The organism is Acinetobacter sp. 243_ASPC (assembly GCF_001054715.1).
GTDB lineage: Bacteria > Pseudomonadota > Gammaproteobacteria > Pseudomonadales > Moraxellaceae > Acinetobacter > Acinetobacter soli.
Genome location: NZ_JVOR01000066.1, coordinates 22,058 through 38,652, shown reverse-complemented (window position 1 = coordinate 38,652; position 16,595 = coordinate 22,058). Strand labels below are relative to the sequence as shown.

At 44.8% G+C, this 16,595-nt stretch carries 13 protein-coding genes; 8 read left to right on the top strand and 5 right to left on the bottom strand.

Annotated elements, in window-relative coordinates:
* Positions 1 to 63: 63 nt before the first annotated feature.
* The 5 genes from ADA42_RS06550 to ADA42_RS06530 all read left to right on the top strand — a co-directional run bounded on the left by ADA42_RS06550 (position 64) and on the right by ADA42_RS06530 (position 8,617).
* Complete coding sequence (locus ADA42_RS06550; protein WP_025095751.1) at positions 64 to 2,259, top strand: TonB-dependent receptor; 2,196 nt, start codon at positions 64 to 66, stop codon at positions 2,257 to 2,259.
* Positions 2,260 to 2,483: 224 nt separating this feature from the next.
* A complete protein-coding gene (locus ADA42_RS06545; protein WP_025095750.1) occupies positions 2,484 to 3,839 on the top strand; it encodes an acyl-CoA dehydrogenase family protein in 1,356 nt (451 codons plus the stop codon).
* A gap of 70 nt (positions 3,840 to 3,909) precedes the next feature.
* A complete protein-coding gene (locus ADA42_RS06540) occupies positions 3,910 to 5,301 on the top strand; it encodes an LLM class flavin-dependent oxidoreductase (RefSeq protein ID WP_048764228.1) in 1,392 nt (463 codons plus the stop codon).
* 193 nt (positions 5,302 to 5,494) lie between these two features.
* Positions 5,495 to 6,973 carry an MFS transporter gene (locus ADA42_RS06535; protein ID WP_025095749.1) on the top strand — a complete coding sequence of 493 codons (1,479 nt, stop codon included), beginning with the start codon at positions 5,495 to 5,497 and terminating at the stop codon, positions 6,971 to 6,973.
* A gap of 255 nt (positions 6,974 to 7,228) precedes the next feature.
* Positions 7,229 to 8,617, top strand: a complete 1,389-nt coding sequence (locus ADA42_RS06530) for an NAD-dependent succinate-semialdehyde dehydrogenase (protein ID WP_025095748.1) — start codon at positions 7,229 to 7,231, stop codon at positions 8,615 to 8,617.
* A gap of 88 nt (positions 8,618 to 8,705) precedes the next feature.
* Here the strand turns inward: ADA42_RS06530 and ADA42_RS06525 are convergent, their stop codons facing one another.
* The gene (locus ADA42_RS06525) at positions 8,706 to 9,020 is read right to left on the bottom strand and encodes a hypothetical protein (protein WP_004946000.1); all 315 of its coding nucleotides are present in this window, start codon (positions 9,018 to 9,020) and stop codon (positions 8,706 to 8,708) included.
* Between the two features lie 255 nt (positions 9,021 to 9,275).
* Between ADA42_RS06525 and ADA42_RS06520 the strand changes: the two genes are divergently transcribed.
* Complete coding sequence (locus ADA42_RS06520; protein WP_025095747.1) at positions 9,276 to 11,210, top strand: acid phosphatase; 1,935 nt, start codon at positions 9,276 to 9,278, stop codon at positions 11,208 to 11,210.
* A 51-nt stretch (positions 11,211 to 11,261) separates the two neighbouring features.
* On the opposite strand, the gene ADA42_RS06515 is transcribed toward ADA42_RS06520, so the two are convergent.
* Positions 11,262 to 11,855: a LysE/ArgO family amino acid transporter gene (locus tag ADA42_RS06515; protein ID WP_025095746.1), complete on the bottom strand. Its 594-nt coding sequence runs from the start codon at positions 11,853 to 11,855 to the stop codon at positions 11,262 to 11,264.
* A 155-nt stretch (positions 11,856 to 12,010) separates the two neighbouring features.
* Here ADA42_RS06515 and ADA42_RS06510 point away from each other — a divergent pair, with 155 nt between their 5' ends.
* Both ADA42_RS06510 and ADA42_RS06505 read left to right on the top strand, forming a co-directional pair.
* The gene (locus ADA42_RS06510; RefSeq protein ID WP_025095745.1) at positions 12,011 to 12,892 is read left to right on the top strand and encodes a LysR family transcriptional regulator ArgP; all 882 of its coding nucleotides are present in this window, start codon (positions 12,011 to 12,013) and stop codon (positions 12,890 to 12,892) included.
* Between the two features lie 109 nt (positions 12,893 to 13,001).
* Positions 13,002 to 13,691 carry a GntR family transcriptional regulator gene (locus tag ADA42_RS06505; protein ID WP_025095744.1) on the top strand — a complete coding sequence of 230 codons (690 nt, stop codon included), beginning with the start codon at positions 13,002 to 13,004 and terminating at the stop codon, positions 13,689 to 13,691.
* On the opposite strand, the gene ADA42_RS06500 is transcribed toward ADA42_RS06505, so the two are convergent.
* The 3 genes from ADA42_RS06500 to ADA42_RS06490 are packed head-to-tail and all read right to left on the bottom strand — an operon-like array spanning position 13,681 to position 16,541.
* Positions 13,681 to 14,457 carry an ABC transporter ATP-binding protein gene (locus tag ADA42_RS06500; RefSeq protein WP_029952374.1) on the bottom strand — a complete coding sequence of 259 codons (777 nt, stop codon included), beginning with the start codon at positions 14,455 to 14,457 and terminating at the stop codon, positions 13,681 to 13,683. The genes ADA42_RS06505 and ADA42_RS06500 overlap by 11 nt on opposite strands.
* Before the next feature lie 5 nt (positions 14,458 to 14,462).
* Positions 14,463 to 15,479 carry a FecCD family ABC transporter permease gene (locus ADA42_RS06495; protein WP_004935853.1) on the bottom strand — a complete coding sequence of 339 codons (1,017 nt, stop codon included), beginning with the start codon at positions 15,477 to 15,479 and terminating at the stop codon, positions 14,463 to 14,465.
* 3 nt (positions 15,480 to 15,482) lie between these two features.
* On the bottom strand, positions 15,483 to 16,541 hold the full coding sequence (locus ADA42_RS06490) for an ABC transporter substrate-binding protein (RefSeq protein ID WP_228137599.1): 1,059 nt from the start codon (positions 16,539 to 16,541) through the stop codon (positions 15,483 to 15,485).
* Between the last annotated feature and the right edge of the window lie 54 nt (positions 16,542 to 16,595).

Here is a 16,595-nt window from a genome sequence, read left to right as displayed (position 1 = left end):
TTTTACTTTTTATTGATAATGAGTATTATTCTTAGTTTTATTATATTTATCTGTGGGGATAATATGCGTACAAAACAATTTGCTTTGAGTTTGCTGGCCATGGCGATATCGGGTTGCCTGTATGCAAATGATCAGACCGACTCAAACAGCACGGCAACTGAAAACGCATCTAAAAAAGATGTGGTGGCGCTCAATAAAATTGTCATGACCGCCACTCGAACACCCAAAAGTATTGCCGAAATTGCAGGAACTGTGCAGACCATTCAGGGAAGTGAAATTACACAACAAGCTGGAGCGGGGCGTAAGGTGGCCGATGTTCTGGCTCAATTGGTACCATCGCTGGCACCGAGCAGCGGGACCACCAGTAACTATGGCCAAACCATGCGTGGTCGAACCATCCTGGTGATGATTGATGGGGTACCTCAAACGGGTTCCCGTGATGCCGCGCGACAGCTCAACAGTATTAGTCCAGAATTAATCGATCATATCGAAGTGGTATCTGGAGCCACCAGTATTTATGGTTCAGGTGCGACAGGTGGCATCATTAATATTATTACCAAGCGTGCCAATCCAGATCAGCCACTTAGTTTGAGTACCAAAGTTGGCATCACATCGGCCGATAATTTCCGTGCAGATGGGCTCGCCTATGAAATCGGTCAAACTGCTGCATTTAGTCAGGACAACATAAACGGATTTTTAGGCGCCAACTTTACCAGCCGTGGCGCGCAGTTTGACGGTCGTGGCAACCGGATCTCTTTAAGTCCATGGCAAGGCAGCACCATGGATACCGATACCCTAGACATCAATGGACGTATTGGCTTTAACGTGTCAGATACACAAACACTCAGCCTCGGTGCTCAGTACTACAAAGATCGACAAGACACCAAGTATGGCCCAGACTACACCAAAACCAGTGCCGACTATTATGTGCCTATTAAAGGCTGGAATGTACCCGATCAACCTTTTACAGAGCGTTATGGTGTAAACACCCAGTATCAAAATACAGATATATTCGGTCAAATCCTGAATATCGATGCCTATTACCGTAAAGAGAAATTACGCTTTGTGCCTTATGCAGGTGCTTTAATCACCAATGGTGCAACGGTCAGACAAAGCGAATCTGACAACGATTTTTATGGCCTGCGCTCGACCTTACAATCGAAATTTAATCTTCTTGATCGCAATTTGGGTCTGACTTACGGCATCGATTACGATCATGAAAATGATCGCCAGTGGGCGGATGAATACATTGCGTCGGATAATGGTTTGACTTATACCGCGACAGGCGCTGTTCAAAGTCAGGGGCCAGATACAAAAATTGATAGTATTGGTTCATTTGTTCAAGCAGATTATGAGCTGACCGATCAGTTGAATCTTCAGGGTGGTGTACGTTATCAATACATTCAGGCAAAAACAGATGCCTATGTACCGGTACGTGAAAGCAAAGAGATTGCAGCCGGCAGTACCGATGCCGATAAGTTTTTATTCAATTTGGGTGCGGTATATAAACTGAACGATGCACAGCAGCTTTATGCAAACTTTTCACAAGGCTTTAGCTACCCAGATGTACAGCGTATGCTTCGAGATGTTTCGACGTATAACATTACCACCGCGAATTTGCAGCCGATTACGGTAAATAACTACGAGCTCGGGTGGCGCCTAGAACAAAATCAAGGGTTAAATGTCAGTTTGACCGGTTTTTATAACATCTCAGATAAAACCGTGCAATTTAGTAACCGAGCAGCGCGTGTTGTCGATACCGATCAACGTGTTTATGGCGCTGAAACAACCTTAAGTTATCCATTTTTGCAGCAATTTAAAGTCGGTGGAACGCTCGCTTACACGTGCGGTCAGTATAAAGATGAATCTGGTGCATGGCATGAATTAAACGCCTATCAGGTCGCACCTGTAAAAGGAACTGTATTTGGTGAATGGGATCAAGACGGTTACGGTGTGCGTGTGCAGGCTTTGGCCATTAAAGGCAGCAATAAAGCCTACAAAGACGATCTAGCTTTCGCTGCAAAAGGCTTTAAAGATGACAACAGCGCGGCTGACATTTCGGGCTATACCACCATGGATGTTTTGGCACATTTTCCAGTACTCAAAGGTCGTGTAGATTTTGGGGTGTATAATGTCTGGAATCGCCAGTATAAAACCGTGTTTGCCCAACAAGCGGCGAGTACTAATACAACAAACCCTTATCTGGATATTCCAGCTCAAGGCAGAACCTATGCATTAAGCTATACCATTAATTATTAAGTTCGATCATTTTAAATTTTACTAGCCGATAAATACATATTTGTCGGCTGATTTAATAGCACTTTTTTTTATTCATAATATTTATTTTTTATTAATCAAAATAACAGAAAATTAAAAAAATAATAGATAGGCTAATGAATAAATCCTGCAATGATTATCACATTTTGATTTTTATAAAAACAAATGCGTTGGCTAAGATAAAAATAAAATTGATGGATGCTCATATGACACATTTTTATCACCCAACGGTCAATACACAGCTGCAACATCGCCCCCAGATCACGACTTCGCAATTGTTCCGGGTGTGGGGTGAAGCGGTTTCCACACGCTACGACACGCTCGCAAGCCAGTTTCGTCCTCTATTTGAACAAATTAAACAACATGCATTACAACGTGAACAGCGTCATGAACTTCCGATTGAACAAATCCAGTGGCTCAAAGACAGTGGATTTACACGCCTACGTTTACCAAAGGCGTATGGTGGATATGAGGCCACATTGCCTGAATTGTTTGCCTTATTGATTGAACTGGCCGAAGCAGACTCGAATTTACCTCAAATTTTGCGGATTCATTTTGGCTTTACTGAAGATGTTTTGGTGTCTCAAGATCCGTTATTCCAGCAACGCTGGCTTGAGCGTCTGGCGCGTGGCGACACAATAGGCAGTGCATGGTCGGAAGGCGGTACAGAATCAATTCACGCCTTTAAAACGCATTTATCGACCGATGAAAGTGGCAAGATTCGCCTGAATGGAGAAAAGTACTATACCACCGGCAGTTTATATGCCAATTGGGTTGAAGTGGGGGTGACTGATCTTCACGGAGAATCCTCAACCGTGATCGTGCCGCGGCATGCACAGGGCGTCGAGATTTTAGACGACTGGAATGGATTCGGTCAGCAACTCACCGCCAGTGGCACAGCACGCTTTACTGATGTACTGGTCGATCCAAGCGAATTTCTGCCAGAAGGAACTCGCTTTAAATATTCTGCTGCGTTTTACCAGTTGATTCAATTGGCGATTATTACAGGCTTAACCCGTTCAGCAACCTACGATGTATCTGCGGCTGTTGCCAAGCGTACGCGGAATTACTCACATGCCAATACACCTTTGGTACAAAATGATCCTCAAATTTTGCAGGTGGTCGGTCAAATCCGCACCGCAGCATACACCGCCGGTGTGTTGGTTGAAAAAGTTGCACAAAGCCTCGAGCGTACCTATTCGGCTGCGCTCGACTCACATAGTGCGTCTGAAGCGGATCTCAACGCGCTGGCAGAGCTGGAAAGTGCCCAAGCTCAGGGCGTCATTACCCAATTGGCACTAGATGCTTCGACCTTACTCTTTGACGCCTTAGGTGCATCTGCGGCAGATAAAAAATATGGCTTCGACCGCTATTGGCGCAATATTCGAACCTTGGCATCGCACAATCCGCGTGTATTTAAAGCACGAATTATTGGTGATTTTATTGTGAATGGAACTTTACCGCCCTATCAGTGGCGTATAGGAGATACCTCAAAGATCGAGGCTCAAGCAGAACAGAGTACTTTAAAAAATGCCTCATCTGTGTCACTCACTCCAACCTAAACTGGCTGCTATGTAGAAGCCCTTATGCTTTAAACCACCAGACACCCATAAAAATATAAAGATAACCGCTATGACAAAACAGATTAGTTTTAATGCATTCGAGATGAACTGCATCGCGCATCAGTCACCAGGGCTGTGGCGACATCCCAAAGACCGCTCAACAGAATACAAAGCGCTTGAGTACTGGACGGATCTGGCAAAAATTTTGGAAAAAGGCTGTTTCGACGGAATTTTTATTGCAGATGTGCTGGGGATTTATGATGTGTATCATCATAGTGCCGAACATGCACTCAAAGGTGCCGTACAAGTACCAGTTAATGATCCGTTACAGATTGTGCCAGCAATGGCGGCCATGACCCAACATTTGGGATTTGGCTTGACCACCTCTATTTCATTTGAGCATCCGTATCCATTTGCGCGGCGTATCAGTACGCTGGATCATCTAACCAGAGGTCGTCTTGGGTGGAATATTGTCACGTCTTACCTAGACAGCGGATCTAAAAATCTGGGACAAAAAGGTCAGGTCAATCATGACAACCGTTACGATATTGCCGATGAATATCTGGAAGTGCTGTACAAGCTTTGGGAAGGATCTTGGCAAAATGATGCTGTACTCCGAGACAAAGTAAACGGTATTTTTGCCGATCCTGCAAAGGTTCATGCAATTGCGCATGAAGGCAAATACTTTAGTGTGCCCGGCATTCACTTGTGTGAACCTTCACCGCAGCGAACGCCAGTTTTATATCAGGCTGGCGCTTCACCGCGAGGGCAAAAATTTGCCAGTCAAAATGCAGAATGTGTGTTTATTGCAGCGCCGTCTAAGATTGCGGCTAAAAAAGTTGTCCAGTCGATTCGTCAGAAACTCAAAGAAGAAGGGCGTGATCCTTACTCCGTTAAAATATATACGTTATTGTCGATTGTAACGGCAGAGACAGACCATGAAGCACAGCAAAAATTTAAGGAGTATCAATCTTATGGCAGTTATGACGGTGCCTTAACTTTACTGTCCGGATGGTCTGGCGTCGACTTTTCACAATACCGTCCTACCGATCAAGTCGAATATATTAAAACCAATGCCATTCAGTCTTTACTCGATGCCTATGTCAATGCAGATCCAGAGCGTGTCTGGACCATTGAAGAAATCGCGCACTGGAACAGTCTGGGCGGAAATGGCCCCGTTTTGGTCGGAGGGGCTGAAACGGTTGCAGATCACTTGCAAGCATGGATCGAGGAAACTGATATTGACGGCTTTAACTTGGCTTATATATTGGCGCACCAGACCTTTATCGATGTTGTGGATTTTATTGTGCCCGAGCTACAAAAACGCGGTGTTTATAAAACAGAGTACGCTACCGGCACCTTGCGCGAGAAGTTATTTGGTCAGGGGCCTTATTTAAGCGAGCAACATAAGGGCGCGAGCTATCGACAACTTAACCGTGCAACATATGCCCAAGCGATTTAGATAGAGAGTCAAATTAAATAAAAAAAGAGGGTAACCTCTTTTTTTATTTTTCAGACTTTTATTTTAAGGCTCTTGCTATTCATTTCAAAAATAATGAAATATAAAAATCAGATGAGGTTTTCAATTTTAGTTGGTTCATTTTAATTCGATATCGCTCTTATATTAAGCCTTTCCAAATCAGGCACTTTTAAAAATGAGTGATTATAATCATCAAACTATTCCAGCGTATGAAATAAGAAGTGCGAAAGATGTCTCGCAACTGGTTTCTCAACATGCAGGTCGGGGTAAAAGTAATCATGTGATCTGGCTGGCGCTAATAGGGGTGTTTATAGATGCCTACGATCTCACCACATTATCGTTTGGTATCGATCAGGTGGTGAGTGAGTTTACGCTAACGCCTGTCATGACCGGTGTGGTTGCCTCTGCCATCATCTGCGGGACTATTGTGGGCAATATTATCGGTGGGTGGCTCACCGATAAAATTGGCCGTTATCGTGTGTTTATGGCCGATATGGTGTTGTTTGTGATTGCCGCGATAGTGGCGGGGCTGGCCCCCAATGTCTGGGTGCTGATTGCGGCACGTTTTGTCATGGGAATTAGTGTCGGTATCGATTTACCTGTGGCGATGTCATATTTGTCTGAATTTTCAAAATTTGAAGGCAAAAGCAACAAGGCGGCGCGTTTGGCAGCATGGTGCCCAATGTGGTACGCCGCTTCTTCGGTGTGTTTTGCTGTGGTGTTGGCACTTTACTTTTTACTTCCACCCGAGCACAGTAACTGGCTTTGGCGTGCATCGTTGATTTTTGGCGCAGTGCCTGCGCTGTTGATTATTTTTGTACGTGGAAAATATCTGACCGAATCACCGATCTGGCTGGCCAATCAGGGTGACCTCCAAGGTGCAGCAAAAATATTACGCCAATCCTATGCGCTCAATGCCAAGGTCGCAGACGACATTATTCCGCAACAAGTGGGTCAGCAGCATCAGGCAAAAAAACTGAGTTTCAAAGTTTTGTTTCACTCTGAATATCTTTCCCGTACGGTTGTTTCCTTGGTTATTCATGTTTCGGTTGCATTTCAATACACCACCATTGCGTTCTTTTTACCGTCAATTCTGACACGGTTTTTCCACACCGATACACTCACCACCATTACCACCACACTTGGGCTTAACTTGATTTTTGCCTTTACAGGCGGGCTGTTGGGGGTATATGTGGCCAGCCGGTTTTCGTCACGGCATGTGCTGCTTGCTGGATTCGGGCTACAGTTTGTGGCGTTGGTTGCACTGGCATGGATTGGAGAACCACAGCATCCATTTTTAATTTATACCGCCGTTATTTTACTGGGTGCTTGGTTATTTGCCGAAGGCTTTGGGCCAGGGGCCCAAATGATGGTTTATCCAACCATGGCGTATCCTGCAGAAATTCGTGGTATTGGGGTCGGGTTTAACCGAGCAGTCACGGGTGTCGCACAAGCCATTGCCATGTTTGTATTGCCCATTTGGATGGCACGTTACCAGACGGATGTATTTTTCATTATTTCATTTTTTGCGGTGGTGCCTTTGGTGGTGATTGGTTTGATGATTAAATATGAACCCACTCGGCATGATGTCGATGCATATCCGCACGCAGCAAAGCAAAAAACAGCACTCAGTACGGATGTCGTGGTCGATTAATATAGAATGGCGACACGCTCAATCATCAGCTTGCAGCCTAAAATACATACCGGTTAAGCTGGTATTGAGTACACGATAATGCTGAACCTCAACTAATTTTATACATTTTGTCTTTGAATGTTACGCCGTTATACGATTTGTAAGATCAGAATAAATTACTTTAGAAATCATCTGCGTGACCGTAATTTAAATGGACACGCATTTTTTTTTAGAAATGCGCTCAAAATTGAAACTTCAAAAATAGAGGGTAGATTCATGGCATATGCAACGGTTAATCCCTACACGGGCGAAAAAGTAAAAGAATTCCCGACTGCAACTGAAAAAGAGGTACATGCAGCAGTTGATGCAGCTTATACCGCGTATTTAGATTGGAAAGAAACTTCGTTTGAAACACGTGCTAACGTATTAAATCAGGCGGCCAGTATTTTACGCCGCGACAATGAGAAGTATGCAAAATTTTTAACGCTCGAAATGGGAAAACTATTTAAAGAAGCATTAGGCGAAGTCGAGATTTGTGCACAAATTTTTGAATATTACGCCAAACATGCCGAAAAGTTTTTATCGCCAACGCCACTCACCACTGAAAACACCGACATCGATGCCAAAATTTACTATGAGCCACAGGGTATTGTGATGGCGGTAGAACCTTGGAATTTTCCGTTTTACCAGATTGCCCGTATCTTGAGTGCGCAGCTTGCCGCTGGAAATACTGTACTGCTTAAGCATGCCTCGATTGTGCCGCAAAGTGCAAATGCATTTGAAGAACTGATGCTTGAAGCAGGTTTGCCTAAGGGTGCTTTTAAAAACCTATATTTGAGTCATGAACATATCCCTCTGATTTTAAATGATCACCGGGTGTGTGGCGTGGCACTGACAGGTTCTGAGGGTGCCGGCGCTGAGGTGGCTGCCCATGCGGGCAAGGCATTGAAAAAATCGACGCTTGAACTAGGCGGTGCCGATGCATTGATCGTGCTTGAAGATGCAGACCTAGAAAAAGCGGCTGAACTTGCAGTCAGTGGCCGCCATAGCAATGCCGGTCAGGTATGTACCGCATCGAAACGTTTTATTGTGGTCGATCAAGTCTATGATCGATTTGTCGAGCTTTACAAACAAGGCGTGGCAAAGCTTAAAGCGGGTGACCCGATGGACCCGGAAACCACTTTGGCACCTTTATGTTCGCAAGAAGCCGCCGACAACTTGAAAAAACAAGTCGAAAAAGCCAAAGCAGCAGGTGCTAAAGTTGAAGCAATCGGTGCGCCGGTGCCAGAGCAAGGTGCATTCTTCCAACCCTTGCTTATGACGGATATCAGTGATGATAACGACGCACGATACTGGGAGTTTTTCGGGCCAGTCACACAGTTATATCGTGCCAAAGATGAGGACGATGCTATCCGTATCGCCAATGATTCACCGTTTGGTTTGGGCGGCTCAGTGTATACAGCCGATCATCAACGCGGTGTTGAAGTGGCCAAAAAAATCCATACCGGTATGGTTTACATCAATAGCCCAACCACGTCGCAGGCCGACTTGCCATTTGGTGGTGTAGGTCGTTCAGGCTATGGTCGCGAACTGATTGATTTGGGTTTAAAAGAATTTGTAAACCACAAATTAATTGCAGTGACCGATATCGATGCCAAGATTTAACCGAAGTGAGGCGAACTTCTAAATAAATCGTCTCAACAAAAACACCAGATCATCGCTGATCTGGTGTTTTTTTATTGGATTGGTATCTTTAACGTGCTGCTTTATTGCAAGCGGCCAGTTCGGGTGATTGAGCATTCCACACTTTTCCAGCCGAGTTTTTATAGTAACTAATTTTTCCTACCCGCATCACTAAACTTTGGCACGAGTCGAGCGATAGCTCATCGCCCCAAGGGCCAGACATGCTGCATGCTTTTCCGTTACATTTCCAGACCACATTAGGCCCGCTTTCAATAGGTACGGTCACTGTACCTTTATAGGTTGAGCCAGCAGACCAAGTGGTGTTGGCAGCCAAGGCATGTTGGGTGCCGAACAACACTGCACAGCAGAGGAGGAATTTTTTCATTGCTATTCTTCTTTTGGTTGTTATATCGACCAATATAGGTTTTTGCGTCGAATCAAGTCAATGTCGTCCGTAACACAGATTGAATGACGCCAGATAAAGTGAACACACGATAAAAGCGTCCATTGCGTCCAGATTTAAATGGGTTTTTTTGTCAGTTAAGAGGTAGATCGACTCAAAATCATGTGATCGTATTTAACACAAATTAAACACTTTTACTGAAAGATAGCATCTTTATTTACGCTTATGGATGACGCCATGTCCAGTTTCAAGTTGAATGCGCTTTGCCTCTCGATTTTGTCTTGTTCCGTGCTGTTTACAGGATGTAATGATCATGATACCGATACCACATCGGATGCTATCACGCAGCCGCCCAAAGGTTTGGGCTATGAAGATACTGCACCTGTTTCGTCGAATCTTAATGCAGTGGTCGACTCTTGGGCGACTAACCAGCGAGGCGATGCGCGTTATGCCACAGTTGAAACCAATGCGGGCGTTCGAGTTTTAAGTGGTTATCTTGATGTCTGGACACCTTCGAGTTTATTGGTCGATGCAGGCGTATCTGCTGAAGCACGAGACGGATTTCCAGCGGTGAAAGCCTCAAACTGGACTGGAATTCCGGGTGATAGTACAGATGGAACCAAAAAAAATGCAGAAGTACTCAATTACAATATCAATTATTCCGTACAAACCACACATAATCGCAGCGCAGAAGATGCTGTGCGTGCCTATCTCGATGATCGACGAGGTAAAAGCTATAGCGTGACCACTGGTTTGGGCGCACTGACAGATCCATGGCGCAAACTGACTGGGCAAACCACCACCATCAATGCTGTACCCGCTGATGCACAGCAGGTGAAATATGACGACCAAGGCAATAACTCGGGCCTAACAACCGCTCAAGGCAATCTCGATTTTGGTCAGGTGGTCGAGTTTATTCAGGCCATGGGAACCAACGCATCGACAGAGTCAGCCAAGCGATTTTATAAATATGCACGTCCGTATCGTTGGAGCCGCGATGTCATCGTGGTGCCTAGTTTAGAATCGGCCAAGAGCAATACACCCAATACCGATGGCGGTTTTCCAAGTGGTCATACCGCCGAAGCGGGTCGAAATGCCATTGCAATGGCATATCTGGTGCCGCAGCGCTATCAGGAGCTGATCGCACGCGGAATGGATTTGGGCGATTCGCGTATTATTGCGGGGATGCACTCGGCACTTGATGTAGTCGGTGGGCGTATTCAGTCTATTGCTGCCGATGTCGCAAACCTCAATGCCATGACGCCTGAAAAGCGCCAACAGGCCTATCAGCAGGCACAAACTCAGTTGATGAAAGCCACCAATACTACAAATTTTGAAGCCTTTTATGCTGTAGCAAAAACACCTTACGATCAAAACGATCGGTTCGCAGATCTAAACACATTAAAAGATAAAGTCAGCCTGTGGATGACGTATGGATTTAATCAAATTGCAGATAAAACTCGTGTTGCAAATGTGCCTAAAGGTGCAGAGGTCTTACTCGAAACCCGCTTTCCTTACTTAACTGCCAACCAGCGCCGTGTGGTCTTAAAGTCGACCGCAATTGCATCAGGTTATCCTGTGATGGATGATGCCGAAGGTTATGGGCGCTTAAATCTGTTTAAAGCTGGTGCAGGTTATGGCAATTTTAATGGTGATGTAACACTGACCATGGATGCCGCATTAGGTGGCTTTAACCAGTCTGATCAATGGGGCAATGATATTTCTGGAGCCGGAAAACTCACCAAACTCGGAACAGGCGCACTCGGCTTAAATGGCAACAATACGTTTACGGGCGGTATAGATATTACTCAAGGTACGATTCGTTTATTGTCTGAACATGCAGCAGGGCAAGGCGATGTGTATGTACGCGCTAATAGCAATTTAAATATCAATACCACAACCACTTTACGCCTCAAGAGCAATTTTACACAGCTTGCTAGCTCAACGCTTCTGGTTGATTTTAAATCTGCAATGCAACCTGCCGTACAAATTGACCAGACTGCCAGCTTAAATGGTCTGTTAAACATTCGTACCAGCAGCACTTTGCCGGCAGGAATCTACACCGTACTGACTGCCAAAAAGCTACAGGGAAGCTATCAAAAAGTGACTTTAAATGGGCAGGAAATTACGCCGATTTATCAAGACAATTCGCTTCGCTTTAAAATATCGTAACTGATAGGTGAGTACACAGCTGGTCGGTCATACAGGCAAACCAGCTATGTATTACAGAATCAGATTCAGCGCAATTCCCCACATGATAAATCCAATAATAAGATCAAGTACTTTCCATGCATGTGGACGGTTAAACACAGGTGATACAAGCCGCGCACCATAACCGAGTAAAAAGAAAAAAGACCAAGATGCCAGTATGCATCCGGCAGCGAACAGATAATTTTGAGGTGAAAATTGAACAGAAATTGAGCCGACCAAAACTACTGTATCCAAGTACACATGTGGATTGAGCCAAGTGAGTGCCAGACAGATCCCAATTACAGGCAATAGCTGGTGATTTTCCAGATCACTCGGGCGTAATACCGATGACTGCAATGCTGCGTAAAAATGCTTTATGCCATATAAGAATAAAAAGAGCGCACCGAAATACTGGGCACAGGTTAATAAAGCTGGAAACTGAATGATTATTTTTGAAAATCCAGTAACGCCCAGATAAATCAAAATAGAGTCAGACAACGCACACACCAGACACACCCAAAATACATGCTGACGTTTAAGCCCTTGTTTGAGCACGAAGGCATTTTGAGCACCAATGGCGACAATAAGCGACAGCCCTACGGCAAAGCCAGAAAAAAAAGCGTTCATAGTGACTCGATCATAAACAAAATAAAAGTAACCCCAAGCCACGTCAGCGTGTGCCTTTAACCGGAATCCAACGTCATAAATGGTAGATGGTTTTTCTAATTAAAGTCAGTAATACTAAGAAAATATCGAGATAACTAAAAAAAATTTAGGTGATTATGTTAGACAGTAAGCAATGCGATGCATTTATGGCTGTTGCAGAACACGGTAGTTTTGATTTGGCGGGCGATACGTTATGTATTACACCTTCAGCGGTTACGCTGCGCGTACAAGCACTGGAAAAACAACTCGGACAATTGCTTTTGATTCGGGCACGCCCATGCACACTGACGCCAGCAGGTCAGCAACTGTTTGAGCATTTACAGCATACACGTCTTCTGGAGCAGAATTTAATGCATACGCTGGCTGGCCCGCAAAATGCCAGTTTTTTTCAAGCCGTCATTGCCACCAACGCCGATTCGCTTTCGACATGGTTATTGCCTGCATTACATGCGGTGCTTATTCAAGAAAAAATACTGCTACAACTGCGGGTTGATGATCAGTCACACACCTATTCATGGCTACAAAAAGGCATTGTCAGTGGCTGTATTTCGGTGGAAAGTAACCCCATGAAAGGCTGTCAGGCCCAGTATCTTGGCAAAATGAAATATCAATTAGTCGCGACTCAGGCCTTTACGCAGCAATGGTTTGCACACGGAATCAATCGCACACAACTACGCAGTGCACCGGCCATTATTTTTAATGAGAAAGATCATATTCATTTTAACGTGTTAGAAAGCCAGTTTGGGCTACCGCAAGGCAGTTATCCGTGTCATGTCATTCCTTCATCTGAGTCTTATTTTACCGCAGTGCAACTGGGCATGGGGTATGGCATTGTGCCCGAATTCCAGCTTAAAGCCACCCAGCAACCGCTGATCAATCTGATGCCTAATTACAGCATCGAGATTCCGTTATATTGGCATCACTGGTCACAACAATCGCAACCGTTACAGCGTTTAACTGAGCATATGCTGCATCATGCACGGCATTTTCTGGTGTAAATCTCGACAGGCTTAAATCCGCACGCATTTATTTGTTGCAGTCATGGCTACGTTCAATCTCAAAAGCCATTATAATGAGCCGCTTATACGTTCCGTATTGGTTTATCTCATGTCCAAAGCACCATCTGAAAAAAAAATATCCAATAACATTTCGGATCTGATTTATGCACAATTAAAACAAGATATTTTTAGCTTTGTACTCAAACCCGGTCAGCGTTTTACAGAAACCGATCTGGCCGAGCGTTATGCCGCAAGTCGTACCCCGATCCGACAGGCATTGTATCGTCTGGAGCAGGAAGGTTTTGTGCATGTGCATTTTCGAAGTGGATGGGAAATTCGTCCACTCGAATTTAGGTATTACCAAGAACTTTTTGATTTACGCATGATTTTAGAAAAAGAAGCAGTCAAACGTCTGTGTGCACTCGAACAGCCGCAAGAATTACCCGCATTGCAAGCGTTACAGGCCATGTGGCTGATTCCTCCCGAACACTATTTAAAAGACACTGCCGCGTTGATCTTACAAAGTGAAGACTTTCACTGTGCTTTAGTACGTGCTGCCGGTAATCAGCAAATTGCCAAGATTCATCAGGAGGCCAGTGAAAAAATTCGTATTGTACTGAGTCTGGGGGCCATGAAGGCATTAGATGTTACGCATGCATACGAAGATCATGGTGCGATTTTACGGTGTATCTTAAATAAAGATGCCGAACAGGCCATTCACTTGGCCGAGCACCATGTGCTTGAGAGCATCAATGAAGTAAAAAATATTACCTTGCAAATGCTCAGTGTCATTCACTGATTTCCCGGCGTTTTGGCATGACGATTTTGTGGGTGCCCACATAGGCTTGCTGAAACGGTAAATCATAAACCTGAGCCAAAAAATCAGCCTCAGCGGCCTGTGCTTTGTCTTGTGCGCGAATAATCTGGCTGTCTTTAATAAAGAAAAACTCATCTGCATATAAAAATGCAAGATTCGGATCATGCATAATGGCCACAATGGTATAGCCTCGACGCGACAACTCGTGCAGTTTTTGCATGAGAAAAGCCTGATAGTACACATCCAGATGATTGGTGGGTTCATCGAGTAAAATGACTTTGGGGTTTTGCGTCAAGATGCGTGCAATCATGACCAGTTGGCGCTCACCACCCGATAGCGTGGTGTAATCGCGATCTTGTAAATGCTCAATTTCCAGCATGCGAAGGGCTTCATAGGCTTGATCGCGATCGATTTGTGAAGGCGCATAACCCGAAAAAGCAGCACGACCAGTCAGCACCACATCTAATACTTTAAAATTAAAAATACTACGATGGCTTTGTGCAAGAAAACCCAGTTGCATCGCCCGCTGTTTTCCTTTGAGCTTTGCCAAGGGCTGACCATCAAATAAAATTTGACCTGACTGAAGTGGATAAATACCGGCCATCAGATTAAATAGTGTCGATTTACCACTTCCGTTTCGACCGAGTAGTACAGAAAAACAATTGGACTGGAATTCGAGCTGAATGTCGTGCAGCACCGTTTTTTTCTGGTAGGCAAAATTGACTTGTTGAATTGAAATTGTACTCATAACCATCAAGCCCAGTTCATGCGATAACGACGAATAAGATATAAAAACAAGGGAGCACCGAGCAGCATCGTAAAAATTCCGATTGGAATTTCAAAGGTTGAAAATGTCCGAGACAGATTATCGATAATCAACAAAAATGATCCACCCAAAAAAATGTTCGCGGGAACAGTTTTGGCATTATCTGGCCCAATCAGCATACGCACGACGTGCGGTACAAAGAGTCCGTAAAGACTAATAATGCCGGCAACTGCCACAGAGGATGAGGTGGCTAGGGTCACAAATAACACCAACAAAAACTGATCTCGCCTTGGGTCGACGCCAACCGCTTGGGCTTCAAGCTGACCCAGTGCCAGCAAATTCAGCCGCCAGCGCATGCCATACATACCCAGTAAAGACAGGGCAATCGGTAAAACAGCCTGTTCGACTTTGTCCCATGTGGCTTGATGCAAATTGCCCATAGTCCATTGTACAATTGCCTGTAATTTATAAGGATCGCTCAAGTACTGCACAATACTGAGTCCTGCGATAAACAGCCCAGAAACAATCATGCCGGAAAGCAAAATCACCACCACCGAACTTTTTTCATAGCGTTGCTGGGCAAAACCATAGGTCATACATACGGCTAAAATACCAAATAAAAATGCAGATACCTGAACTGGGAGCCAGCCAGTGAGCAGTGCAAGCGCAGCACCTAAAGCCGCGCCAGACGAAATACCCAAAACATAAGAATCTACCAATGGATTTCGAAACAAGGCTTGCAGGGTATTACCCGATGATGCCAGTGCAGCGCCAACTAAAAAGGTAAGAAAGACCCGTGGCATTCGAACATTTACAATAATGTTTTGCATGAGTTCTAGTCGCGCGAGTTCAATATTGCTCAAATGGTTTGGCGTGCTAAAAAAGGCATAAAGTGCATAGCTAAAATCACGTAAACCAAATTGTTCAGATGGCCCAATCAACAAAGAAAAGATAATCAGCGGAACAGGGAGCAGATAAATCAAAACAGAAACAGAAGACTTCACTGATTATTCCTTGGATTGAGCCATGTGGATGAGTTGGGCGGCATGCGTTGCTCCATAAAATTCACTTAAAATCCGCTGCATATCGTGCGCTGCATCTTGATGCACATCGACTGAACCAGATAACCAGTGTTGTAACTGATTGGCAGCCAACAGAATTTTGGGTGTATGCGGATTAAACAAAAACGCAGGACGCAAGCTATACACCTGCCGTTGCCGAACGGCACTTAAGGTGCTTAGTTCTGGGCGCTCATAAATCTGCTCAGGACGACTGTTCCACAGTAAAATCACATCCGGATTCCATTCCAGAAGTTTCTCTGGATTGACATTGGGTTGATCAATTGAAGTGGTGACCACATTACGTGCCCCGGCAAGTGTCATGACAGTATTGGGCATAGAGTCGATGCCCGAGGTCGAGAAAATCCGCCCTCCAGACCAGCCGTAGTACACGGTTTTTTGCTGCGTTGTATTGTGTTTTTTGGCATTCATCGCGGCAATTTCAGCATCAATAAACTGAAGTAATTGCTGAGCACGCTTAGTGCGTCCTGTCAGGGTGCCTAAATCATGTAATTCTTTTCGGGTTTGTTGCAGATTTTCCGACATCACGGCATATACCGGAATCTGCATTTTTTGTAATACCTTGATCACGTCGGTCTGGCCAGCATTGACCACGACCAGATCGGGTTGTAGTGCAACCACACTTTCAATATTGGTCGAGGCTTCCCAGTTACTTGGCGTTGCAATTTGTTTTTGGGCAATACGTCGATCCAAAATGGAATAAGCGCGATACAGATCCGGCGCGCTGTAGATTTTGGCAGGAATGCCCACCAGTGCCGAACCTGCACCCAGCATATACAAATCATCGACGCTGGCCTCAAACAGGCACACAATCCGCTGTGCTGGCTTTTGCAGTTGAACTCTATTGCCGTATCGGTCTGTCACATCTATTTGAACTGTATTTGCCTGATCTGACGGTACATGTACAGGCGTACAGGCAGCGCATACCAATCCCATAAACGTCAGTAAAAAAATGCATCGAAATAAACCAAAAAATTCAGCGGTCATAGTTTAGGCATCGCGCTCGGGGAGCAGATTGGAAAAAATACGTCAAACGACTTA